The sequence below is a fragment of the Pseudosulfitobacter sp. SM2401 genome, assembly GCF_042932805.1.
Lineage (GTDB): Bacteria > Pseudomonadota > Alphaproteobacteria > Rhodobacterales > Rhodobacteraceae > Ascidiaceihabitans.
The window spans coordinates 2,525,837-2,549,665 of record NZ_CP170633.1; the positions used below are offsets into that span (position 1 = coordinate 2,525,837).

Annotated in this window: 19 protein-coding genes; 11 read left to right on the plus strand and 8 right to left on the minus strand. The window is 55.2% G+C overall.

Translation table 11 applies throughout. The annotated features are described in order from the left end of the window. Positions 1–56: 56 nt before the first annotated feature. The 3 genes from ACFIO0_RS12570 to ACFIO0_RS12580 all read right to left on the minus strand — a co-directional run bounded on the left by ACFIO0_RS12570 (position 57) and on the right by ACFIO0_RS12580 (position 3,430). A complete protein-coding gene (locus ACFIO0_RS12570; protein ID WP_390910738.1) occupies positions 57–1,415 on the minus strand; it encodes a TRAP transporter large permease subunit in 1,359 nt (452 codons plus the stop codon). Next, on the minus strand, positions 1,415–2,083 hold the full coding sequence (locus ACFIO0_RS12575; protein ID WP_390910739.1) for a TRAP transporter small permease subunit: 669 nt from the start codon (positions 2,081–2,083) through the stop codon (positions 1,415–1,417). Before ACFIO0_RS12575 ends, ACFIO0_RS12570 begins: the two co-directional genes overlap by 1 nt. Before the next feature lie 114 nt (positions 2,084–2,197). Beyond that, a complete protein-coding gene (locus ACFIO0_RS12580) occupies positions 2,198–3,430 on the minus strand; it encodes a TRAP transporter substrate-binding protein DctP (protein ID WP_390910740.1) in 1,233 nt (410 codons plus the stop codon). 109 nt (positions 3,431–3,539) lie between these two features. Between ACFIO0_RS12580 and ACFIO0_RS12585 the strand changes: the two genes are divergently transcribed. The 7 genes from ACFIO0_RS12585 (at position 3,540) to ACFIO0_RS12615 (ending at position 11,733) form a co-directional block, all read left to right on the plus strand. Next, positions 3,540–5,135 carry a choline dehydrogenase gene (locus ACFIO0_RS12585; RefSeq protein WP_390910741.1) on the plus strand — a complete coding sequence of 532 codons (1,596 nt, stop codon included), beginning with the start codon at positions 3,540–3,542 and terminating at the stop codon, positions 5,133–5,135. A 127-nt stretch (positions 5,136–5,262) separates the two neighbouring features. Beyond that, positions 5,263–5,652 carry a rhodanese-like domain-containing protein gene (locus tag ACFIO0_RS12590; RefSeq protein WP_390910742.1) on the plus strand — a complete coding sequence of 130 codons (390 nt, stop codon included), beginning with the start codon at positions 5,263–5,265 and terminating at the stop codon, positions 5,650–5,652. Between the two features lie 434 nt (positions 5,653–6,086). Further along, a complete protein-coding gene (locus ACFIO0_RS12595) occupies positions 6,087–7,127 on the plus strand; it encodes a TRAP transporter substrate-binding protein (protein ID WP_390910743.1) in 1,041 nt (346 codons plus the stop codon). A 76-nt stretch (positions 7,128–7,203) separates the two neighbouring features. Then, a complete protein-coding gene (locus ACFIO0_RS12600) occupies positions 7,204–8,004 on the plus strand; it encodes a TRAP transporter small permease subunit (protein WP_390910744.1) in 801 nt (266 codons plus the stop codon). 5 nt (positions 8,005–8,009) lie between these two features. Continuing rightward, a complete protein-coding gene (locus ACFIO0_RS12605; protein WP_390910745.1) occupies positions 8,010–9,455 on the plus strand; it encodes a TRAP transporter large permease subunit in 1,446 nt (481 codons plus the stop codon). 51 nt (positions 9,456–9,506) lie between these two features. After that, on the plus strand, positions 9,507–10,961 hold the full coding sequence (locus ACFIO0_RS12610; protein WP_390910746.1) for an aldehyde dehydrogenase family protein: 1,455 nt from the start codon (positions 9,507–9,509) through the stop codon (positions 10,959–10,961). A gap of 25 nt (positions 10,962–10,986) precedes the next feature. Further along, on the plus strand, positions 10,987–11,733 hold the full coding sequence (locus tag ACFIO0_RS12615; RefSeq protein WP_390910747.1) for a glucose 1-dehydrogenase: 747 nt from the start codon (positions 10,987–10,989) through the stop codon (positions 11,731–11,733). 10 nt (positions 11,734–11,743) lie between these two features. On the opposite strand, the gene ACFIO0_RS12620 is transcribed toward ACFIO0_RS12615, so the two are convergent. From ACFIO0_RS12620 to ACFIO0_RS12630, 3 genes are read right to left on the minus strand one after another with little or no spacing between them, the layout of a single operon-like run. Further along, the gene (locus ACFIO0_RS12620) at positions 11,744–13,003 is read right to left on the minus strand and encodes a TRAP transporter large permease subunit (protein WP_390910748.1); all 1,260 of its coding nucleotides are present in this window, start codon (positions 13,001–13,003) and stop codon (positions 11,744–11,746) included. Further along, on the minus strand, positions 13,000–13,530 hold the full coding sequence (locus tag ACFIO0_RS12625) for a TRAP transporter small permease subunit (protein WP_390910749.1): 531 nt from the start codon (positions 13,528–13,530) through the stop codon (positions 13,000–13,002). The genes ACFIO0_RS12620 and ACFIO0_RS12625 overlap by 4 nt, the downstream gene beginning before the upstream one ends. Positions 13,531–13,588: 58 nt before the next feature. Next, entirely contained in the window at positions 13,589–14,566 is a 978-nt protein-coding gene (locus ACFIO0_RS12630) for a TRAP transporter substrate-binding protein DctP (protein ID WP_390910750.1), read from the minus strand. 208 nt (positions 14,567–14,774) lie between these two features. Here ACFIO0_RS12630 and ACFIO0_RS12635 point away from each other — a divergent pair, with 208 nt between their 5' ends. From ACFIO0_RS12635 to ACFIO0_RS12650, 4 genes are all read left to right on the plus strand, one after another. Then, positions 14,775–15,050, plus strand: a complete 276-nt coding sequence (locus tag ACFIO0_RS12635; protein WP_390910751.1) for a hypothetical protein — start codon at positions 14,775–14,777, stop codon at positions 15,048–15,050. Between the two features lie 162 nt (positions 15,051–15,212). Continuing rightward, positions 15,213–15,992: a peptidoglycan-binding protein gene (locus ACFIO0_RS12640; protein ID WP_390910752.1), complete on the plus strand. Its 780-nt coding sequence runs from the start codon at positions 15,213–15,215 to the stop codon at positions 15,990–15,992. Between the two features lie 54 nt (positions 15,993–16,046). Beyond that, complete coding sequence (locus tag ACFIO0_RS12645) at positions 16,047–18,062, plus strand: hypothetical protein (protein WP_390910753.1); 2,016 nt, start codon at positions 16,047–16,049, stop codon at positions 18,060–18,062. A 62-nt stretch (positions 18,063–18,124) separates the two neighbouring features. Beyond that, a complete protein-coding gene (locus ACFIO0_RS12650) occupies positions 18,125–20,494 on the plus strand; it encodes a hypothetical protein (RefSeq protein WP_390910754.1) in 2,370 nt (789 codons plus the stop codon). A gap of 33 nt (positions 20,495–20,527) precedes the next feature. On the opposite strand, the gene ACFIO0_RS12655 is transcribed toward ACFIO0_RS12650, so the two are convergent. After that, positions 20,528–22,690, minus strand: a complete 2,163-nt coding sequence (locus ACFIO0_RS12655; protein WP_390915338.1) for an ABC transporter permease subunit — start codon at positions 22,688–22,690, stop codon at positions 20,528–20,530. Positions 22,691–22,743: 53 nt separating this feature from the next. Next, positions 22,744–23,760, minus strand: coding sequence for a betaine/proline/choline family ABC transporter ATP-binding protein (locus tag ACFIO0_RS12660; RefSeq protein ID WP_390910755.1), 1,017 nt, complete (start codon positions 23,758–23,760; stop codon positions 22,744–22,746). Positions 23,761–23,829 lie beyond the last annotated feature (69 nt).

The following is a 23,829-nucleotide window of genomic DNA, read 5'->3' on the forward strand; positions in this document are numbered from 1 at the left end:
TCCTTATGTCATCAGCACTGGCATTAAATCACGCCAGCGCTGGTCTTATTGGCACCTTAACGTGCAGGGAGCAAGAACAGTGCGAGATCCGGCACCAACGCAACCAAGAACCACGTGCTGATCAAAGCGATCAGATAGGGCACTGTGTAGCGCAGAAGTCGGAAATACGGCACGCCCGTCACACCAGACGCCACGTATAGGTTCAACCCGTACGGTGGTGTGATAAAGCCGATCGATGCACCCACAAGGAAGATCACCGAGAAGTGGATCGGATCAACACCAACGGACACCGCAATCGGAGCCAAAATCGGAGCAAGGATGATCGTCACAGGCAGGGATTCCAGAATCATCCCTGTCACGAACACAATCAACATCGACGTGAACAGAACCGCATAGTACCCGCCCATACCGGTTACGAATTCGCCGATGAATTCCTTGGCCCCCAAGGATGACATGACCTGTTGCATCGCCACAGAGATCGCGATGAGCGGCACCAAAATACCCGTGATTTGTGCAGAACGGGAAACGATCTGCGGCAAACTCATCAACGTGAAACCTTTGACCACCAACATAGAGGCGACTGATTTGTCCTCGACGTTCGTGTTCTCGTCTTCGCCCATGATTTTATTCAGCGGATAGCACAGCAAGCCGATGAAGATACAAACGCCAACTGTGACGCCCGCCGCTTCGGTCGGTGACGCGCGGCCTGTGTAGATGCACCACAGCACCAGACCGATTGCGAAGAAACCCAACCATGCGCCGATGGCTGTCTTGATAACCCGCGACAGCGACAGCTTGATCAGGTAACCCCAGCCGTTGATCGTGCAGATGATAAATGCCGCCGTCATCATCGCCAGAACCATCAAGGCCCCCGGCACGATGCCCGCGATAAACAGATCCGAGATCGGCAGGTTCAGCAAAAAGCCGTAAACGATAAAGATGATCGACGGTGGAATAATGATCCCCACAGTACCGCCCGCAGCAGCAGTCGCCGCCGAGAACCGTTCGTCGTAACCGCCTTTGACCATCTCAGGATGCAGCATCGAACCGATGGTTGCAGTCGTCGCCGAGTTCGAACCCGAGATCGCCGCGAACAGGCCGCAAGCCGCGATGGACGCCATAGAAAGACCGCCACGCAACCACCCCAAGCAGGAGTAGGCAAAATCCGATAGTCGTCTCGCAATTCCCGACTGGTTGATCAAATCCCCCGTCAGAATGAACAGCGGCATCGCCAGCAAGGCAAAGCCTTTGTTAAACACGTTCAGCAGTTCGTTGCCCGTATTGTCCAGCGGCAAGCCAATGACAAAGCTACAGCCGATCACCCAGTAAAAGATGACCAATAGAACCGGTGTGCCAAGCATAAACAGCATTGTCACACCAATTGAAATAAGCGTAATCCACGTTGCATCGGTCATCAGACATCCCCCCCGATAACGGCTTGTTTGATGATGGGTTGGCCAGCTTTGTAGTTGCCCCAGTCTTCAAGCCAGTTGCCCACCACGCGGCCGGACATCAAAACAAACGCAATTGGAACGGTGATGTAGAACCACCATTTCATTGTGTCATCAACGCCGTCGACCATTTGAAAGTTCTGGGCAGACAGTACCGTAAAGCGAAGCGAAGTTGTGATCGCCAGCAAGCAAAAGCCGAGCCACAAAACTGTGTCCATCGTCAAAACGCTCATCTGGTTGCGCGGATTCATCTTTGAGCGGAATTCGCTGAAACTGAGGTGCGTGCGCAATTTCACGTTATACGAACACGCGAACCACGCCATGATCATGAAAAGAAACGGCGGGACGGTTGTTGATCCAGACCATTGGTTGTTGAACACAAACCGGTCGATCACGCCCCAAAAAATGATTGCTGCGATCAACATATACATGATCACGGCCACGCTGCGTTCTAAATGACGTTCGATAAAAGGAACGAATTTAAACAGAAAATGCGCTAAAATACCACCAAACAGTGTCACCACAGCACTAAACAACCACATTCCATCCTTTTTGAATGCCGTTGTCATTTCCCATGGATCGCCGGATGCAATGGCAGGTAGTACTGACCACGCTTCGGACAAAATCGACATAAAGTATCCCCCCTTTTTCTGGCATTCAGTCGCGTTTTGAAGGCCTGCGTCTTTTTGTTGAAAAAAAAAGCCGACCCGCGTTTTGCGGATCGGCCCAAAACTAACCTAAATAGATTAGCCTTTCCACCAGCGACGTGGTTCAACATTTTCTGGCAGCGTGTCTGCAGAAATTGTGCGCACTTCGTCGTAGATTTCTTGGTACGTGTCGCGTCCACCGGACCAACCGTTCAAGCGCTCGCGCCATTCTTCCCACAGCTGTGGTTGGAACTCAGGAGAGCACATTTCTTCGGCTTTCTTGATCTCTGCGTCGGACAAGAATGCGTTACGCACGTTGTTCTGGGCAAAGATTGTGCCTGGAAGCTGTGGATCGGACTGACCAACAGTTTTCACCAGCGCCGCTTCGTTGGCTGCTTGAACGTGAACTTGTGCGAGGTAGGAAGATTCCATAACCGCGTCTTGCAGTTCGCCGCCCAGACCGTCGAACACAGATGCGTTCATGGACGTGGCTTCTGTACCGCAGAAGAAGTTCAAGTGAACAGACTGCGAAACAACCGGAGACATGTTGGCGTATGCAACCGCAGATGCCCATGTTTCCGCACCATCAATCAGGCCTTGCTTCAGACCGTCGAGTGTTTCTTCCCATGCAACCGGAACCGGGTTCAGGTTCAAAGCTTTCATCGCGATGCGACCCAGCTGTGTACCTGTTACGCGGTTTTTCGTGCCTGCGAGTTGCTCAACAGATGTCACTGTTTCTTTGTCTTGCCACTTCAGACCCAACTGGATCCCACGCAATTCAGCGTGTGAGAACAACAACTTCAGACCGTGACGCTTTTCGTACGGCTCACGCAGCAACGCAGCTGACGCAGGCGAATACAAGAAGTGGTATTGGTCAGCGCGGTTACGGAACATGTATGCATAGTCCAACACGTTCAAGTAAGGTGCACCCCCCGCAGAGTTCTGTGTAGAGGCCGCATAGATATCAACGATACCTTGCTGGGCTTTTTCTACGCAGGACGTTTGACCGCAGATTTGGTTGTCGCCGATAAATTCAACGCGAATTTCACCGTCTGTACGTGCTTCTAGGTCACGTGCAAATTCCAACGCGCCGGCGCGTTCGATCAACAAGTTGCGAGCGTTAAAGCCAGCAGCGCCAAATTTCAGCGTGTGTTTCGCTGGTTTTGCAAAGCGCTTTTCGTAGGTTGATTCAGCTGCAGACGCCAAGTTGGCCAAGCTCATCGCCCCACCAAAACCACCCGCCGCCATGAGCGTGCTACTCATACCGTAACGGCCAGCTACACGGAACAGATCGCGACGCGACATATTCCCCAGCTTATTGCTAATAGACATGACAATTTCCTCCCTTATGTCAATTATTGAGACTTTTAGTTTCAAAAAACTGTAGTATGACAAATCCAATCTGTATAGTGTTAAATCGAACCAACGAGAGGATATTTTTGTGGAAGCGGACTTTATCGTAGTGGGCGCAGGCTCTGCGGGCTGCGTTTTGGCCAACCGGCTCAGCGCTAACCCCAAGCACAAAGTGATTCTACTAGAGGCAGGCGGTCGTGACCTGAACCCTTGGATTCACATTCCTGTCGGCTACTTTAAAACGATCCATAATCCCAACGTTGACTGGTGCTACAAAACCGAACCTGATCCTGGTCTGAACGGACGCTCTATTGAATGGCCCCGCGGCAAGGTTTTGGGCGGTTCGTCCTCTCTGAATGGTTTACTGTACGTACGTGGTCAGAGCCAAGACTATGACCGTTGGGCGCAAATGGGCAATAGTGGATGGTCTTGGGATGATGTCTTGCCCCTGTTCAAAAAGGCAGAAAAGAACGAACGCGGTGCCGATGACTACCATGGCGACCAAGGGCCCCTGTCCGTTTCCAACATGCGTATCCAGCGCCCGATCACCGACGCGTGGGTCGCCGCAGCCCAAGCCGCCGGCTACCCGTTTAACCCCGATTATAACGGCGAAACCCAAGAAGGCGTTGGTTTTTTCCAGTTAACATCGAAAAACGGGCGGCGCTGTTCGACAGCTGTAGCCTACCTTAATCCGGCGAAAAACCGTGACAACCTGACCATCATCACCCATGCGCAGGTTCAAAAGGTAAACATCGAAAACGGTGTCGCAACAGGTGTCACCTACAAGGACCGCGCTGGCCGCGATCACGTGGTCAAAGCTGGTCGCGAGGTGATTCTGTCCGGCGGGTCCATCAACTCCCCCCAGATTTTGATGCTGTCTGGTGTGGGCGAAGCAGCCCAGCTTCAGGAACACGGCATCGAGGTCAAAAAAGACCTGCACGGTGTTGGCAAAAACATGCAAGATCACCTGCAAGCGCGCCTTGTCTACAAGACCAATGAACCGACCCTGAACAACGAGGTCAGCAGCCTGTTTGGCCAAGCCAAGATCGCGCTCAAGTATGCGATGTTCCGTGCCGGTCCAATGACAATGGCCGCGAGCCTTGCGACCGGTTTCATGAAAACACGCGAAGATCTGGAAACACCTGACATTCAGTTCCACGTGCAACCGCTTTCGGCAGAAAACCCGGGCAAAGGCGCTGACAAGTTCTCGGCCTTCACCATGTCCGTGTGCCAATTGCGCCCCGAAAGCCGCGGAGAGATTCGACTGAATAGCGCTGATGGCAAGGTTTACCCCAAGATCATCCCGAACTATCTGGCGACCCAAACCGATTGCCGCACTGTAGTGGCTGGCGTGAATATCGCGCGCACAATCGCCAAACATGCGCCGCTGAAATCCAAGATTTCCGAAGAATTCCGCCCCAACCCCAGCCTTGATATCGAAGACTACGACGCGACCCTCGATTGGGCCCGCAACAACACAGCATCGATCTATCACCCGACCGGCACCTGCAAGATGGGGTCTGGCACTGACGCTGTTGTGGACGCAAAACTGCGCGTGCACGGGGTCAAAGGACTGCGGGTCGCAGATTGTTCGATCATGCCCGAAATCGTATCCGGCAACACCAACGCACCTGCGATCATGATTGGCGAAAACTGTTCCAAAATGATTTTGGCCGACCTCTAGCGGCGAAAAACCGTTCAAGACCTTAGAAAAGCACGCAGGTGGCAGTCCAAATCGGGCTGCCACATTGCGTTTTGCCTGCTGGTCCATAACTATCGATCCTGCATAGCGATCAAATGGAGCCCCGCGCATGAAAACCTCAAAAGACTACATGGCCGAAGCAAACGCTGTTGTCCCGCGCCTTAGCAGCGAAGACGCGATTGCCGCCCACGCCAATGCCAGCGGCGTGTTTGTAGATGTGCGCGACAGCGCCGCGATTGCTGTCACTGGCACCATTCAGGGGGCCCATCACATTCCGCGCGGCATGCTTGAATTCATCGCAGATCGCGAAAGCGGTGCGCACAACCCCGCCCTAAGCAGTGCGGAGGCGATCTATGTGGTCTGTGCAGCTGGCGGTCAGGCGGCACTGGCTGGCAAGACCCTGAGGGACATGGGCTACGAAAACGTCTTTAACATCGGCGGTGTCGGCCCATGGGCACAAGCAGGCGGACCGACGCAGCCTGCCCCGTCAAAAAGCTAGATCCATGCGGTTCTTTGGCTTAGGCAAATCGCCCCGCAAAGTGGTGTTTGGGCCAACCTTTGCATCTTTCCCCTGATTCACGCAGCTTTGCATCAGGGGGCATTTCACAGCACATATTTCGAAAACAGCGGTTTTGGCCAAAAAACTTGACCAAAATGGCAAATTCATTTGCACACTTACAGTTTCTTTTTCCCAATAATTTCATCACCCTAGATCGCCGCATACCCAATACCACGTAGACGGCGCTGGATTCTAAAGCCTTGCCAAGAGTATTAACGCTGGTGGACAGTTTCGTGACATCATTCAGGTGCTGCCTGTAGACAGAGCAATAATGTATACGCTAACGTATTCATTATCGGGGGATACGGTTTGACCAATCAAGCCAAATCGTCTGACGAAGCGGCCGCAAAGGCCATCCTAGGGAGGAAAACAATATGAAAACCAACTTTATCGCGACAGCCGTCGCAGTGACCATTGCCGCCGGAGCTGCCTCGGCGCAGGACACGATTGAAATGACGTCGTCATTCCCGTCCAGCTTGCCGATTCTGGGCACTGCGTCCGTTGACTTTAAGGACCGTTTGAATTCGATCTCGTCCGAAGTGCAAATCGAACACTTCGATCCGGGCAAATTGGTCCCAACGCTCGAAGCGCTTGATGCGGTATCCAGTGGGTCCGTTGACGCAGCCTTTGCGACATCCGGTTACTGGCAGGGCAAAATCACGTCTGCATCGCTGTTTGCCGCTGTTCCGTTTGGCCCAGAGGCCGGCGAATTCATGGGCTGGATCTTGTATGATGACGGCCAGGAATTGTGGCAGGGCATGTACGACAACGCAGGCTACGACGTAAAAGTCATGCCATGCGGGATCATCGCGCCAGAAACATCCGGCTGGTTCAAAAACGAAATCAATGGCGTCGAAGACCTTGAAGGTTTGAACATGCGCTTCTTTGGTTTGGGTGCCGAAGTCATGCAGCGTTTGGGCGTGTCCACGTCCTTGCTGGGGGCTGGCGACATTTTCCCGGCACTTGAGCGTGGCGCGATTGATGCGACTGAATTCTCGATGCCGCGGATCGACTCGCGTCTTGGGTTCCACAAGATCGCCAAATACAACTACTTCCCCGGTTGGCACCAGCCGTCCACCTTGTTCGAACTGATCGTCAACGTCGACGTTTGGGACGGTCTGTCCGAGCGCGCCCAAGCGCAAATCCAGACGGCTTGCTTGGCCAACGTGACCACGTCACTGGCCGAAGGCGAAGCGACGAACTATGCGGCCATGGTTGATAACACCGAAAACAACGGCGTTAAAATCAAGCAGTGGTCCCCGGAAATGCTGGAACTGTTTGAATCCACATGGAACGAAGTTGCAGCAGAACTGGCCGCAGAGGACGAATACTTTGCCAAAGTTTGGGCTGATCTAGCTGAGTACCGTGCGGGCTATAAAATCTGGTCCAACAACATCTACCTGCCGCGCAAATAACAGCGCTGAGGCATAAAAACGAAGGGCGGCATCCACATCGGTGCCGCCCTTTGACACTGGGCAAGAGGACTTGGGCATGACAGACGCACCGCAAACAGCAACAGGCGAAACGCTCACCGTTGAAACGGTTCTAGCGATCACTGATCCGGGCGAGGTTGATCGCGACAAGCACGGGATCATCGATCGGTTGGTGATCAACGTCGGCAACGTTGTGGCTTGGGCCTTTCCGCTGCTGATGGTCGCGATTGTGGCGCAGGTGTTTTTGCGCGGGAATGGTCACAACCAAGCGTGGTTGGACGATGCGCAGTGGTGGATTTACGGCGTCGCAATGCTGACGGCCTTTGGCTATGCGATCACCACGTCATCCCACGTGCGCGTCGATATTTTACACGAACATTACAGCCCCGAGAAAAAGGCCCGCATCGAGGTGTTTGCCATTGGCTGGCTGTTGATGCCCTTCATCGGCATTATGACCGATGTGCTGTTTCACTACGCCTACACCTCGGTCATCGCAGGCGAAGGATCAGACAGCCCGAACGGATTGCACCGCTTGTATTTGCTCAAAGCGTCGCTGCCGATCTTGTTCTTGCTGGCGGGCTTGGCGTCTTATGCGACCCTCATGCGGAACCTGAAACAGTACAGCCCCGCGCGCTTGCATCACGTGATCGTGGCAATGCTGCCGATGGCGGTTTTCCTGGCATGGCGGCTGGTGGTCTACATTTTGTACTGGGTCATCTACCTCACCAATTCCGACATCATGGCACGCCGCATCCTGCGCGAGCCTATCTTTGAATACGCCCTGTTGATGGCCATCGCGTTGGTCGCTGTGCTCTTCGTCATCGGTTATCTGCGCAACCGCGCCAGCGCAAAGGGCTGATCCACATGCAACTGTTATCTCTCATTAATTTCCTGACGTTGAACGAATGGCTTGTGCTGGTCATGTTCATTGTCTTTGTGACCATGCTGTTTCGCGGCATTCCGGTGGCCTATGCGCTGGTTGGTGTCTCACTGGTGTTTATCGTGCTTGCGATGTTTGTGCTGGATCCGGCCAAGGATGCCCTGCGCGAGGTCATCGAATATGACGACACGCGAATATCGTTCAAGAAACTGGGCGCAAATGCCGGTCGCTTCTTTGGTGGGGTCATCAAGAATCCGGTCTTGGTCGCATTGCCAATGTTCATCTTTATGGGGCTGATGCTGGATCAATCCGGTGTGGCGCAACGGATGATGAAATCCATGCAGGTGCTGTTTGGCGCGCTACGAGGCGGGCTGGCCCTGTCTGTCATGCTGATCGGGATCATTCTTGCGGCCTCAACCGGTGTCATCGGGGCCTCTGTGGTGCTGCTTGGCGTGATGGGTTTGCCGACAATGATGGCGCAGGGCTATTCCAAGCCTATCGCCACGGGCACCATCGCCGCCTCTGGCACCTTAGGGATTTTGATCCCACCGTCGATCATGCTGGTGATCATGTCGGACCAACTGGCCATCAGCCTTGGTGATTTGTTCATGGGCGCACTGTTTCCCGGCCTGTTGCTGGGCGCACTTTATATCACGTTCATCGTGGTCTATGGCCTGATCAGCCCAAAATCCATGCCGGTCCCTGCAGACCGCGAACCGGTCACCATGGCAATCGTGCTCGAGGTCCTGCTGTCGGTTCTGCCGCCCATGGCGCTGATCCTTGTCGTGCTTGGCTCGATCTTTTTCGGGTTCGCAACCCCGACCGAAGCATCAGGCCTTGGCGCACTCGGTGCGATGGTGCTGGCGATTTTTAACCGCAAGCTGAACTTCAAAGTGTTCAAGGATGTGATGCGTCAGACGCTTAACACCTCGGGCTACATTGTCGGCATTTTCATCGCCGCGAATTTCTTTGCCTACGTTCTGCGCCTCTATGGCGGCGACGAAATCATCGAACACATGATCGCTGGTTCCTTCGAAAACCCCTACATGATCGTGGTGTTCATCCTGTTCATCGTGTTCCTGCTCGGGTTCTTGCTGGACTGGATCGAAATCACGCTGATCATCATGCCGCTGGTTTTGCCGGTGGTGTCGGGACTAGCCATCGCCGTGGACGGGTTCGGTGTGGTCGACAACCCCGAGGTCGTCTGGTTCGCCATTCTGGTCGCCGTCACCTTGCAAACCTCGTTTTTGACACCGCCTGTAGGCTTTGCGCTGTTCTACCTAAAAGGCGTCTGCCCGCCCGGCGTGACCTTGGGCCACATCTATCGCGGCGTGGTTCCATTTGTGTTGTTGCAATTGTTCGGGCTGTTCATCGTATTTGAGTTCCCGTGGCTCGTGACATGGTTGCCAGCAATCGCTTACGCGAACTAGATTAGGGGCCAGCAGTAACGCTGGCCCTCATAGTTTCAGGACGTTTTCCGTATGACCCTCAAAGTGATGAATATCGACCCTTCCTTGTGCTTTGTAGCGAACACTTGGGTGCCTGCGTTGTCTGCTCAAACGCTGTCGCTCGGGAACCCGTCGGATGGGTCCACGATTTGCGAGATCGCGCGCGGAAATGCAGATGACATTGCCTGCGCAGTTGGCGCAGCTGAGGCGGCCTTGGTTGGCGAGTGGGGGCAAATGCCTGCGTTTGAACGTGGGCGCATCCTGACCCGCATCGGCACCGAGGTTCTCAAGAACATCAACGAACTGACCACCCTTGAATCCATGGACGTGGGCAAGCCCACCAAACAGGCGCGCGCCGACGTGATCGCACTGGCGCGCTACATGGAATTTTACGGCGGGGCTGCCGATAAAATCCACGGCGAAACCATCCCGTTCCAAGACGGCTACACCGTCTACACCCTGCGCGAACCGCACGGTGTCACGGGTCACATCGTGCCATGGAACTACCCGATGCAGATCATCGGACGCTCTGTCGGGGCGGCTTTGGCGATGGGCAATGCGTGCGTTTTGAAACCCGCAGAAGAGGCCTGTTTGACGGCCCTCGCCTTTGCCGAGATCTGCAAGCAAGCGGGTTTGCCCGATGGCGCGCTGAACGTCGTGCCCGGCCTTGGGGCCGAGGCCGGTGCCGCGCTGACAGCCCACCCATCCGTACATCACGTGTCGTTCACAGGGTCAGTCGGGGTTGGCAAAATGATCCAGTCGTCCTCTGCGCAAAACGCGGTTCCTGTGACGTTGGAATTGGGCGGAAAATCCCCGCAGTTGGTGTTTGATGACGCTGATCTGGACGCAGCGTTGCCGTTTCTCGTGAACGCAGGTATCCAAAATGCAGGGCAAACCTGTTCCGCATCTTCGCGCATTCTGGTGCAGCGCGGGGTCTATGACCAAGTCGTCGCGCGCATGGCGACGGCCTACGCCAAATTGCGCGTCGGGCCTGCGAGCGATGATCTGGAACTGGGGCCGCTGATTTCACAACGTCAAAAAGACATCGTGCAAGGGTTCATCGACCAAGGCGCTGATCTGCGCTGCGCTGCAACTGGCCAAATCATGGGCAACGCACCGGGCACAGGGGCCTACATCGCCCCGACCCTGTTTGCCGACGTGCCGCCAGATCACATGCTTGCCCAGCAAGAAATTTTCGGCCCGGTTCAGGTCGTCATCCCGTTCGAGGACGAAGACGACGCCATCGCCATCGCCAATGGCACCGATTTCGGGCTGGTCGCGTCGGTCTGGACCGCAAATGGCGCGCGCCAAATGCGGCTGGCCAAACGACTGCGCGCGGGGCAGGTTTTCTTGAACAATTACGGTGCTGCAGGCGGCGTGGAATTGCCGTTTGGCGGCGTCGGCCTGTCCGGTCATGGCCGCGAAAAAGGCTTTGAGGCGTTGTACGGGTTTTCAACGTTAAAAACCGTCGCTGCCCTGCACGGCTAGTCATTTCGAAACAAGGAGAAACGCAATGCGTTTGGATGGAAAAGTAGCAATCGTCACCGGTGGCGCGTCAGGCTTTGGCGCTGGAATTGCACGCAAGTTTGTCGCCGAAGGGGCCCATGTGATGTTGGCGGACCTGAACATCACAATGGCGCAGGAACTGGCCAAAGAGCTTGGTGAAAACGCCCGTGCGATTGAAACAAACGTGGCCAATGACGCTTCGGTTGCGGCGATGACCAAGGCCACGCTGGACGCCTTTGGGCGCATCGACATTCTGATCAACAATGCAGGCACGACCCACTGGCCTGCGCAGATGGAAGACGTGTCCGAGGATGATTTTGACAAGGTTTTTGCCGTCAATTGCAAGTCGATCTACCTAACGGCCAAACACATCGCGCCACTGATGAAGGCGCAGAAGTCGGGGGCGGTTTTGAACGTGTCTTCGACGGCGGCCCTGTCCCCGCGCCCTCGGTTGAACTGGTACAACGCATCCAAAGGCTGGGTGAACAATGCAACCAAAAGCATGGCCATCGAACTGGCCCCGGAAGGCGTGCGCGTAAACGCGATAAACCCGGTCGCGGGTGACACACCATTGCTTAAGATGTTCATGGGCGAAGACACGCCTGAACGTCGTGCGCAGTTTCTGTCGACCATCCCGATTGGCCGTTTTTCCACACCCGAAGACATGGCAAACGCCGCGTGCTACCTGTGCTCGGACGAGGCCAGCATGGTCACAGGCATCTGCATGGAAATCGACGGCGGGCGCTGTATTTAGGGGCTTAACCCTAGATCAGTGCCGTCGACAGGATCGGAAAATAGCTGAGCAAGATCAGCACAACCAGCACCGACACCAAAAATGGCCACAGCCCGCGCATGATTTGCGTCGGGCTCGCGCCGCTCATGCTGGATGCGATGTAGAGCCCGATCCCCACCGGTGGTGTCAGCAGGCCCAGCACCAAATTCAAGCTCATCACGACGCCAAATTGATAGGGGTCGATGTCGTAATTGTTCATCGCGATGGGCAGCAAAATTGGCGTCACCAGAATGATTGCCGCAATGCCGTCGATCAGCATCCCCACGCACAGCAACACCAGATTGACGATCAGCAAAAACGTGAACGGATCGTCGGTGATCGAGGTGATCAATGCCGCGAGTTTCTGGGGTAGTGCTTCGTAAATAATTACCCAGCCAAAGACGTTGGCGGCGGCGATCATAAAGATTACCATGGATGCGTTGCGGGCCGTGCGGCCAAACAATTCGCCCAGTTTGGCCAGCTTGATTTCGCCGTACACCAGCCATCCGACCAGGAATGCGATCAGTGACGCGACGGCAGCAGATTCAGTGGGGGTCGCGATGCCAAACAGAATTCCGCCGATGATCGCGGCAGGAATTAACGCGGCCGGCAATGCATGGATCAGCGCACTGCGAATGTCCGGCCAAGACATCCATTCACCTTTTGGGAAATGCACGCTGAGACCAATCAAAGAGATGACAACAAAGAACGCAAACGCCAGCATCAGCCCCGGAATGATGCCCGCAAGGAACATGTCGCCAATCGGAATCTGCGCCAAAACGCCGTAGATCACAAACAACATCGACGGGGGAATCACGGGGGCCAAAAGCCCGCCTGCTGCGGTCGTGGCGGCGGCGAACCCTCTGGAATACCCCTCTTTTTCCATTTCAGGCACCATTGCACGGCTCATCACTGCGATCTGGCTGGCAGCGGATCCGATGATCGCGGCCATGAACATGTTTGCCAGCAAATTGATGTAGGCCAGCCCACCGCGAAACCCGCCGACAAACACCCGTGCAGCGTTGATAAGACGCGAGGTCATGCCACCCTCGTTCATCAGTTCGCCTGTCAGCATGAACAACGGAATCGCCAGCAACCCGTAGTTTTCGACACCCGAAAACATCTGCTGTGCAAAGCTGTCAAACAGCACGGTATTGCCGCTTTCCGCGATGTACCAAATGGCTGTGAGGGTCAGGACCAAAGCGATGGGAACCGCGCCAAACAGCAAAAGCGCAAAGATGAACGGGGTCATACGCGCGGCCCTCGCAGGGTTGCGATCAGGTTGGCGATGGCATGCACGCTGGCCCCGAACGCAAAGGCGGCCATGATGATCCAAACCCAGATCTTTTTGATGCCCAGCGTGGTGGTTGGTTCGGCGTAGACAAAATTGAACGTCTCGCCTTGGAATGTTTCGATATCAAAGCCAGCGCGCAGCAGATCCAAAGGCAATAACCAGCGCCAGAGAAAATACACGATGGCGGCGGCAAACAGCAAAACAATCAGGTCAATTGTGATGCTCAACACGTGGCGCGCACGTGGGCCAAGCATGTCCTTGATCACGGTCACGGACACTGCACTGCGTTCGTGCACACCTGCAGAGGCGGCCAGAAACGTCATCCAAACCATTGCGTAAATCGCGGCCTCATCCACCCAATAGATCGATGCGTTCATGGCCCGCGTGACCACGTTCAACAGGATCAGCAAAGTGATCAGAATGGCAAGGAACGAGGCACAGAATATCTCTGCACGCGCAAGACCATGCGACAGTTTGGTGATCATTTGGGCAACAGCCTTTGCAATGTCAGGACCGGAACGTGACCGGCCCTGATCGCTTTAGTTACTGAACAGCAGCGGCGGCATCACGCAGCGTGCTCAATTGCGATGATTTTTGTGACCACGCAGCGTCCCACTCGGCAATTGCTGGGCCGAAGAATTCAGGCCCGACATCAACAAAGGTTTTGCCGGTGCCACGCACTTGGTCCAACCACTCCACGTCTTTGGCGACGTAGGTGTCGATGACTTTGCCCAGCTCGGCTTGCATGGCAGTTGTGATCATCGCTTTGTCTTCGTCAGACAGACCTTTCCAGACCTTGGCAGACACCAACCCGACCATCGGGAACATCATGTGATTGGAGGCCAGAACCGTGTCCGCATGTTCGTAGTATTTCAGCTTCCAGATCAGTTCGGCGTCCATATCGATGGCGTCCACCTGACCATTCGCCAAAGCATCGTAGACCGCAGGCAGCGGCATCGGCGTCGGGGCAGCCCCAACCGCGTTGTAGAAATCAAGGATCGGATCAAACGGCGTGATCCGCAGTTTCAGGCCAGACAGATCAGCAGCCGTGGCAACCTCGCCGCGCGACACGATCTGGCGCAAACCCGCCATGCCATAGCCAAGGCCAACAACGCCGACTTTGCCCGGCAGTTGATCCAGCATTGCGCCCGCCGCATCCGTGCGCAAAATGCGACCCGCATGGGCAATGTCATTGGCAAGATAGGGCGCATAGAACGCCCCGAAATCCGGCGCGCGATTGGACACTTCTGCGACTGTCAAAAATGCCATATCCAGCGCACCAGTCTGCAATTGCTGCAACATTTGCGCCTCGTTGCCCAATTGACGTGCCGGGAAAACGGTCAGGGTGTGCGCCCCACCCGAGGCGTCATTTAGCGCTGCGCCAAAGCTGTCAGCCGCCTTGGTCCAGATGTGCGAGGGCGGTGTGATCAGCCCGATACGGAAATCATTGGCGCTGGCGAACGTGGCTGCAAACGCCATTGTGGCGCTGACTGCGGCCCCGATAAATGTCGTGAATTTCATATGATTTAGTCTCCCCTATTGCTCAAAATTATTAAACACAGCTTGCAGCGCATGGCCGCCATTAGGCAACAGCGATGTCAGGTTTTTGCGCATCAGACGCTGCGAAAATGACGGATTTCGCCAAATTCCCGCATCAAGGGTAAGGAAAACCTCACTTGTGAGACTCACGTTAATCGGGAAACCTGACTGCATTCAAAGGAGTTATTTTATGCGTGATTTTTTAGTGCGTTCCTTAAACAAGATTATCTGGCTGGTATTTATAGCGATGATTATCGGGACAATTGCCGGGGCGCTGATCGCCCTGAGCCAACATATTGTCCTTGGGGTTTTGGTCTTTTTTGGCGGCCTGTTGCTGTCCATGTTCATCGCGGGATCGTTTTTTGTTGCGACCGGAATTTATGAACTATGCCTAGGCATTTACAATAATACGGCGCGCTCGGCTGACGCGCTAGAGGCCCTCGCAGGGGTTGATCCAGCCGGCTGAATCCACGCAATCAGGGTCGCAATTTTCGCGCCCTAACGCTGGATCACATTTAGAACTTACGACGCCTAACCTATTCAGGGCGAACACTTTTCGGGTGAACGATATCACCTTGCCTAATCGATTTTGAACTGACGTTTCACACAACTGATTAAGGAGACCAAAATGTATATTTTAGATGGCGACCCTTCTGCCCTTTCGGCATGGATCCGCGATGAAATCACCTTTCCCGGAGAATTCGGACGCGGCAAGCGCGGCAACTCTGCCAAGCGCGCCCAAGAATGGCTGTGCCTGCACGGATTCGGGTTGGTGATTGATGGCGATTTCGGACGCGTCAGCGAAGATACCGTGATGCGGTTTCAGTTCGACCTGGGCCTGCACAGTACCGGAAAAGTCGACGAACCGACATGGACCGCCCTTGTGCAACCGATGCTGGATGTGTTGGTGAACCCCTTGCTGGCGTCGATGTCGTTTGGCGATGCAGTCGCTGAGTTTGCCAACCAACATCTTATCCCGCATCCGCGCGAAGTCGGTGGGCAAAACGCAGGCCCCTGGGTGCGTTTGTACATGAAGGGTAATGAGGGGCGCGACATGCCGTGGTGCGCTGGATACGTGTCGTTTTGCCTGCACCAAGCCAGCGAAGCCTTGATGCATCCAATGCCAATGGGCACCAGCTTTTCTTGCGATAATCTTGCGCGAAACGCCCAAGACACCGGCCTGTTTTTACGCGAACGCGACGCCTCTGCGGATCAAATTCCGATGGGGTCTGTCTTCTTGCGCCGCTCCGATCCGCTTGACTGGACCCACACGGGCATCGTCACCCACGCAGCCCAAAGCCACTACGAAACCAACGAAGGCAACACCAACGATGAAGGATCGCGTGAAGGCTACGAAGTCTGCACGCGCCGCCGTGGATATTCAAACACCGATTTCATCGTTTTCTAAAATTACACGACACCAATTTTACCACCTTAACCATTGAAAAGAAGGAATTATCAGATGGCCAAAGCAACCAAACTTCAGCAACGGATCGCAAACCGCGCCGCCCGTGCCGCAGGTCCCGCATTTGTCGGGCAAATCATGTCGAGCGTCGTCGAGGATGACGACGGCGGCAAGCACGAGATCGTTTTCCTGCCAGACAAAAACAACCCTGATCTGCGCGACGCCGGTAAGCCTATGCACTTTTATTTCTTGCCTCAAACCAACAGGTTAGCACGACACTCCGGCGGTGATTTCGTCTTTGGGGTGCAGCGGTTTTCCGGCATCATGGACCCATCCAAAAACATCGGTGAAGACGGGTTTTCTGAGCTTGCCGGCGGTGTGATGAACTTCACAGCCACGCTTGCCCCCCCGCCCGGCGTTGTTGAAAAAGCGTTTGAGAAGGTCAAGGAACAGCTGCAATTGACCCAGAACAAGCACTATTTCTGGCAAAAGAATACGCCCATCGTGGCCACCCCTGCCCCGGTTGCGTTGCGGTCTAACGAAACCGTCTTGCACAGCCTGAATTACAAGAATTCAGATACCGGTCAGGACGGCGCAATCAGCGACAATCCCGATGCGTGGGCCTTTGAAATCCAAGGCACTGGCGCGGGCACGTTGAACATCATGGCCACCAACGCCTACACCGTGATGATGGGGCGCCGCCCGATCGAATTGGTCTGGGGCGCTGCGAAAAAAGGCACCTCGCCCCTGACCTTGGAAAACCACATTTCCTACGACGTTTGGACCGTGCCCTACACCTTGAAAATCGTCGGTGACTGGGAAAAAATCCGCACCCATTTTTCCGCCTCGGTCGAGGGCCAATATGCTTGGTTCAAAGCGTCCGCCTCGCATGAGGTCAACAAGCTGATGGAAAACGGCGCGATCACGGTCGACATCACGGTTGGTGCTGGCATGGACATGGAATTGCGCCAGAAAATTGACATGGCGGCTGACTCGATCATCACATCGATCACCACAATGGTGATGGACAAGATGAAGCAAGCTGGCACCACGCTCGATGAGGAAGTCGACGGTGCCGAAGCCCAAGAGCACACCCAAGAGAAGAAGAAAAAGCGCAAATGGTGGTCGCCGATCCAGACCTTTAAGGTCGGCCTGTCAGTCGCTGTGAAAAACCGCAAAGACGTGTTCCAAGGCAGCTTTACCTACGAGAAACGGATCGAAGAGCAAGTTACCCGCTCCGAGGTGATCTCGGCCCAAATGGAAGGCGTGTTCGACGAAATCAAAGCCGATGAAACCAATCTTGATCGCTACTTTACCGAAGTGTTCATGGAAGAAGGGTTTCGCAAAGTTCACGTGGTTACCTCGGCCATTGCCAATTGGCCCGAAAACCAGATCGGCGACCCGATCCATTCGCTTAAGGTGCAGATCGGTTATCCTGACAGCAACGGTCAGATCAACTGGAAACCATCGGGGCGCGTGCTGGACGGGCCAACGGACGTCGAAATGTCAGGCACGACAATTCCCGCCATTTGGGTGCCCGGCAACAAGGACGCGCGGTTCATCTTTGATTTCACCCGTCACGGTGATCGCGGCGATGACAGCGAAAAAATCTGGGTGCGCAAAACCATTGCGTTCAAAGAAAGCCCCGATGTCGCGATCAACGAGGTGGTTGAGGAATACGAAACCGATGCCCACACAATCGACGTGCGTGCGGAAAGTTCAGGCCAGCTGTTGGTCGGGCCCATCAACATCGACATGGTGATCCCGGACGCAGACAAGCAAATCGACGTGATCGTGCATGTCCGCACCCCGAAATTTGGCGAAAAGGCTTATCGCTTTAACGGCAGCACCGCCGCCGCCGAGCGGTACTACAAAGTCTGGTACGCCAAACCGGAGGACCTTGAGGATTACGAATACAAGGTCGAGGCAACGGTCAAAGGCAAACGCTTTGGTCAGAAATCGGTGCGCTGGGAAGGCGATTGGACAACGGGGTCCGGCAACGGGCCACTAACCGTTGAAATCCCCGCCCCACCGGACGCTTTGAACGACAAACTCGATACGTATTTGTCCTGACGCAACGATGCAGCCTGAGCCACGCGCAAAGGCTGCATCCCTTCGATTTCGGAGCTGAACCAATGCCTAAATTCACCACATTCAACGCCGTGGGCGCAATGGCGACACGCGTCGAAGCAGGCCGCCTGATCCCTGCGCAGCGCTTTCAGTTGGCGCCAGGTAGTCTGAAAACCACGATGGCCAACGTGACAAAATCCGACCAAATGAACACGGTGGCAACCGCCAGTTCGGGTCTCAAGATGATGATCACCGAGGCACGGCACAAAATCCTGACCTCGCTGGTGATGGCGGGTACGTCGGGTTTTTCCAATGCCCAAAACGTCGCCGGCCCGATCATGTCTGGCTCTGGTGCAATGGTCTTGCGCGATCGCAAGAATTCAAAACTGCGCTGGGTCAAACGCGTGTTTGAAATCGCCGGTCCCGCCGAGTTGACGCAACCGGTATTTCGCGCCCGTCAGGCAGGTACGGCAATTGATGGCAGTGACTTGTGGACCGCCGATTTGACATTGCCCGTGCGCCAAGTGCGCCTTGTCGCAACGCAGCGCCAAATTGATCAAACGCTGACACGCACACCCGGTTTGACGTTTCGCGACATCCCGTCTGAATTGCGCGAAGCGACGCTGAAGCTGCCCTACACTTCTGCCGACGGACACCGCGTCGTCGAGCTGCAAGGCAAGGTTACACCTGCAGGCAATGCGGTTAGTTTCACCTTTACCGGCGACGCAATTTCACTGGCGTACAAGCTGTTGCGAGATACCGACGATGCAAGGGTCGAACTGTTATCGGACTACACGGTGTACGAGGCGCTCAAATCAGAAACAATCGTCAACCCGTCCCCTGCACCTGCGGCGCTGGCTGTCCCTGTGGCGCGTATTGGGGGATTACGCCGTGCTGATTTGTCGACGATTTTTGGCAATCGCGTGCGTGCGGCAGATATCTCGACCCGCCGCCGCGCAGATATTTCAGGCGCGCGTCGCAAGCCCAAACATTTGAATGCATTGTTCAAGAACAACCGTCTCAAAGGGCGTGCAGCCATTCTGGCCGCTGCGCAATCGGCGAAACTGGCAACGATTACGGCCGCCCCCGTCAGCCCCCCAAAGCTGAGCTTTGCCAAGCAACGCATCGTGGTGAACATGGTGCACACTTTGGATTTTCGCGGGCCGCAATCGGCCAGATTGTTCGTGACCAAAGCCGTGGGCAACGGTCAGGATCACATCATTCGCACCCCTCCTTGGTCCCACACCGCTGGACCCATCCGCCAAATCGAAGAGGTCGATTTGCGCGGTTTAAACATCAAAAACGCGCTGCGTCGCCGCTTGCGGATCTTTGCCTCGAGCGTCGATGTAGGTGTCTACCACGTCGTGCCATCGGCCTATGTTTTGGGGCGTGAACCTGAAACCGGGCGCTTGCAGTTCCACGCCGAAGTCATCAGCGATCCGGTCAACCCGGAAAGTTCGGCGGTGCGGGTTTCCGTCGGATTGGTACCCGAAATTTCGCCCATAGAAGAGCTGGAATTGCGCGCAGCACTTGAGCGTCACATTGTGGCGACGCAGCCGCTGGGATCGGAAATTCCGGCGCTGACCATGGGCTTTCCAACCGATTTGGGCACGCTTCCGGAACTGACGTGGGGCGATCAGATGTCCCAAGCCAGCCCGCCGGTTTTGGACGGGCGCACGGTTTTGCTGACTGTTACGACCAAAACGCTGGGTTTTGCCAAGATCTTGTTTGACACGCTTGCCGCACGCGATCGTGTGTTGTCGGCCAGTTTGAAATTCAATTTGCCGGACGACATCAGCGCGCAAAGCTCGGTCCTCGTCGGGCTGACCCGGACGTGTGGACCGACCTTGTCTGCGCATGCAGCGGGCGGCGCGTTGCACATCGAAGATCTGGTGGGGCATCCACAAAACGTAACATCTGTGGCGCGTGCAGGTGGTGCAGGACAGGTCATCACGCTGCCTTTGCCTGCCCCGATTGCCCTGGCCGCCGCCGGCCAGAACCAAAGCAATTTGGCCAATCTTGAGGACGGAAAATGGATTCCAGACACCATTGTTGCGTACCCAGACGTTGTCACGCTGGATCCGCAACGGGTGAATGTGGATGAAATGGTGACGCCAGTGATTGTGTCGACGTCACTGATTCAAGGCGCTGATTTTGATGGCAGCGGGTTACAGGCGTTCTTGATCGAAATCAGATTGCATGGCCGTGCGCCAATTGGTGTCACCATGCACGCCGATGCCGCGTCGGGATTTTTCGACCCTCAAATCCTGAACCTGTCAGTGCCGTTGACCAATGCGTTGTCAGCTGGTGGGCGCATTCTGGACTACCGGATCACGGCGCAGTTTGATGACGGATCATCGGTGCAAACCGATTGGAAAACCCAAAACTTTGGGGCCAATCCTGACATCACGTTGCGTCGGTCGGATTTGGTTTAAGCTGTCGGGCGATTTGACGTCGCCCGACAAGCATTACAATCCCAATATCTTTTTCTTGTCGGATGCCCATTTCAGGATCACCAAATCGAACGACAAAGCCATCAGTGACACGCAGATCCCCAGAACAAAGTTCCGGCCCAGATCAGTCCCTGCCAATGTGCGTTGCAATTCCTGACCCAGATCGATTGTGCCGATAAAGGCTGCAATCATGGTCATGAAAAACGCGAACATCAGCGCTTGGTTGAACCCGACAGCCATCGTCGGCAGCGCCAGTGGAAACTGCACAAGCCACAATTTTTGCAGGCGCGTCGCACCGGACATATCAGCAGCTTCGGTCATTTCTTCGGGCACGTTGCGCAGCCCTTCGATGGTGTAGCGCACCAGTGGGACCATCGCGAAAATCGTGATCGCAAAGATGACGGCGATGTCGGTAATCCCGAACAGCATAATCGCCGGGATCAGGTAGACAAAGCTGGGAAATGTTTGCGCGGAATCTGACACCAGCAACAAGAAAACGTCGCGCAGCATTTGCCCGGCAAAGCGCCACATCAGATAAAAGCTGGCCGCAAAAATGAGCCAAAAAGTGGTCCGATATGCGATCAATGTCGGGTCTTCGCCAAAGACGCCCAAGCTCCAGAGAATGTAGCGTAAAACGCCCGCTGCGATCAAAGACACAAGTGCGATGAACGAGCGGCGAAAGATCAGGCTGATCACGCCGACAACGACACCCGAGGTGATACCTTTGGAAAAATCGATGCGTTGCGCAGGTGGCCCCGCGCCCCAAACTGCCAACGGAATGGCTAAAATCATCGCCACAAACGTCGAGGACAACACGTAATAGATCGTGATCACCGACCGATCCCACCACCCGCTGAGTGCGACATAGGTAAAGAACGCGCATGCGACAATGGCTTGGCGTGGGCCAGCAACTTTCCACGCAAACGCCGCGATAATCATGATGAAAGCAGGCGTTGGGATAGACAACAAAAGATCACGAAACGGGATCAAAACGTAGATGTTCATCACGTACCGCAGCGATCCTGTCGTCCATTGTAACGCGTCGTTGGTAAGCACGGTTTTCTTGATGAACGTGTCCAGTTCTTTGCCTTGGCTAAAGTCCTGTTTGCGCCCGATTTCCGAGGCGACATCGACGAATTGCGCCAGCACCACACAGCTGACAAACGCAGCAATCGCCATGACCAAAAACTTGTGGCGCTGCACCCAAGACGTGCCTTTTTCAAAGTGCTCGGGCTGTTTTGCAACCCATGCTTTGGACAGGCGGTCCAAGGTAACGGCCAGTAAAACAATGGTAATCCCGATCTCGAAACTACGCCCGATCTTAAAGCTGCCCATCATCGCAAGCAATTTTGCGCCCAAGCCCGGCATGCCGATAAAGGCGGTCAGAACGACCATGGCAAGGCACAGCATGATGACTTGGTTCACGCCAACCAAAATCTCCGTCCGCGCAGACGGGATGTAGACATGACGCAGCATTTGCCAGCGCGAACAGCCCGACATTTTGCCGGCTTCGACGACTTCGGGGCTGACTTTTTTCAAACCCAGCGTCGTCATCAAGATCATCGGCGGAATGGCATAGATCAGCGTGGCAACAGCACCCGCGGTCGGCCCGACTTTGAAAAAAATCACGGCAGGCAGCAGGTAGGTAAAGAACGGCAGGGTTTGCAGAACCGACAAGATCGGTTGCAACAAACGGTCCACCCAAGGGCGACGCCACGCAGAAATCCCCAACATCAAACCGATCAGAAATGCCATCGGGGCAACAACGGTCAGGACCGACATGGTCTCCATCGCGATTTTCCATTGGCCGATCAGGGCTGTCCACGTGAACGTCCCACCCGCCAAAACGGCCAAGCGCCAGCCGCCCAGATAGTAGCCAATCACAGCTGCCACAGAGGCAATCGCCGTCCACGGGATAGGGCCCAGATTTGGCCAGCGTCGCTTGCCGTACAGCAAATTTGCCGTCGCATCCAAGACATCCTCAAGACCGGCAGTCAGAAAGCGCGTGAGCTTGAGCAGGCCAAGATCGTCTTTGACGAAGTTAAAAATACCGTCCAGCGCCCACTCAAACGGGGGCAGCAAATACAGCGGCACGCGGTGCAGGAATTCGGGCAGCAATCCGATCCATTGCGTCAGTGTCAGAACTGCGGCGATGACAATCAGCCCCCAAACCGCCATATTGCGTTTAGGGATCACACGCGGTGCATTTGCTTGCTCGTTCACCGAGGCCATCAGTTGGCCTCCAGCAGTACTGCCAGCCCGTCTTGGCGGTTCAAGCCACCGATGATTTTGCCGTCTTTGGACACTGGGATGACGTCGCGTGTGTCGTGGACCAGCAGTTTGGCCAGTTCTTTGATCGTGGCTGCGGCGTCAACCGGATCACCGGTACCTTTGACGTCGGATTTTGCCAGAACCCCGGCATGCACGACGCGCGCCTTATCGATTTCCTCGGTGAATTTGCGCACGTAATCGGTGGCAGGGTTCAGCACGATTTGATCAGGGGTATCGCATTGCTCGACCGCGCCGTCTTTCATGATCGCGATGCGGTCGGCAAGGCGCAGGGCCTCGTCAAAATCGTGGGTGATGAACACGATCGTCTTGCCCAGCAACCCCTGAAGGCGCAAAAATTCATCCTGCATTTCACGACGGATCAACGGGTCGAGCGCCGAAAATGGCTCATCCAAGAACCAAATATCAGGTTCAATCGCGAGGGAGCGCGCGATGCCCACGCGCTGCTGTTGACCACCAGACAACTCACGGGGGAAGTAATCTTCGCGCCCTGACAGGCCAACCAGTTCAATCACCTCTAGCGCACGGGCACGGCGGGTGTGCCGGTCTTGGCCACGCATTTCCAGCGGAAAGGCGATGTTTTCAAGAACGGTGCGATGCGGCAGCAATCCAAAGCTTTGGAACACCATGCCCATTTTGTTGCGGCGCAGGTCGATCAGCTCTTTTTCAGGGAGCGCCATGATGTCTTGGCCCTCGACTTCGATCGTGCCGCCGGTGATGTCGTGCAGGCGCGAGAAACAGCGCACCAATGTGGATTTTCCAGACCCCGAAAGGCCCATGATCACCAACATTTCACCGCGGCTGACCTCCATCGACACGTCCTTGACGCCTGCGATGTAGCCGTCGGCGCGGATCTGATCAAAGCTGTGCCCGGCTGGCATCGTTTTCAGATAGGCCTCAGGGTTTTTGCCAAAGACTTTCCAGACATTTTTGCAGGAAATCACGGTTTCATTGGTCATGTCTGAGAGGCTTTCTAGGTTAGGCTTTGGTCAGTGTTGAAAATGCCCGCCCGAGGGTTTCTCAGGCGG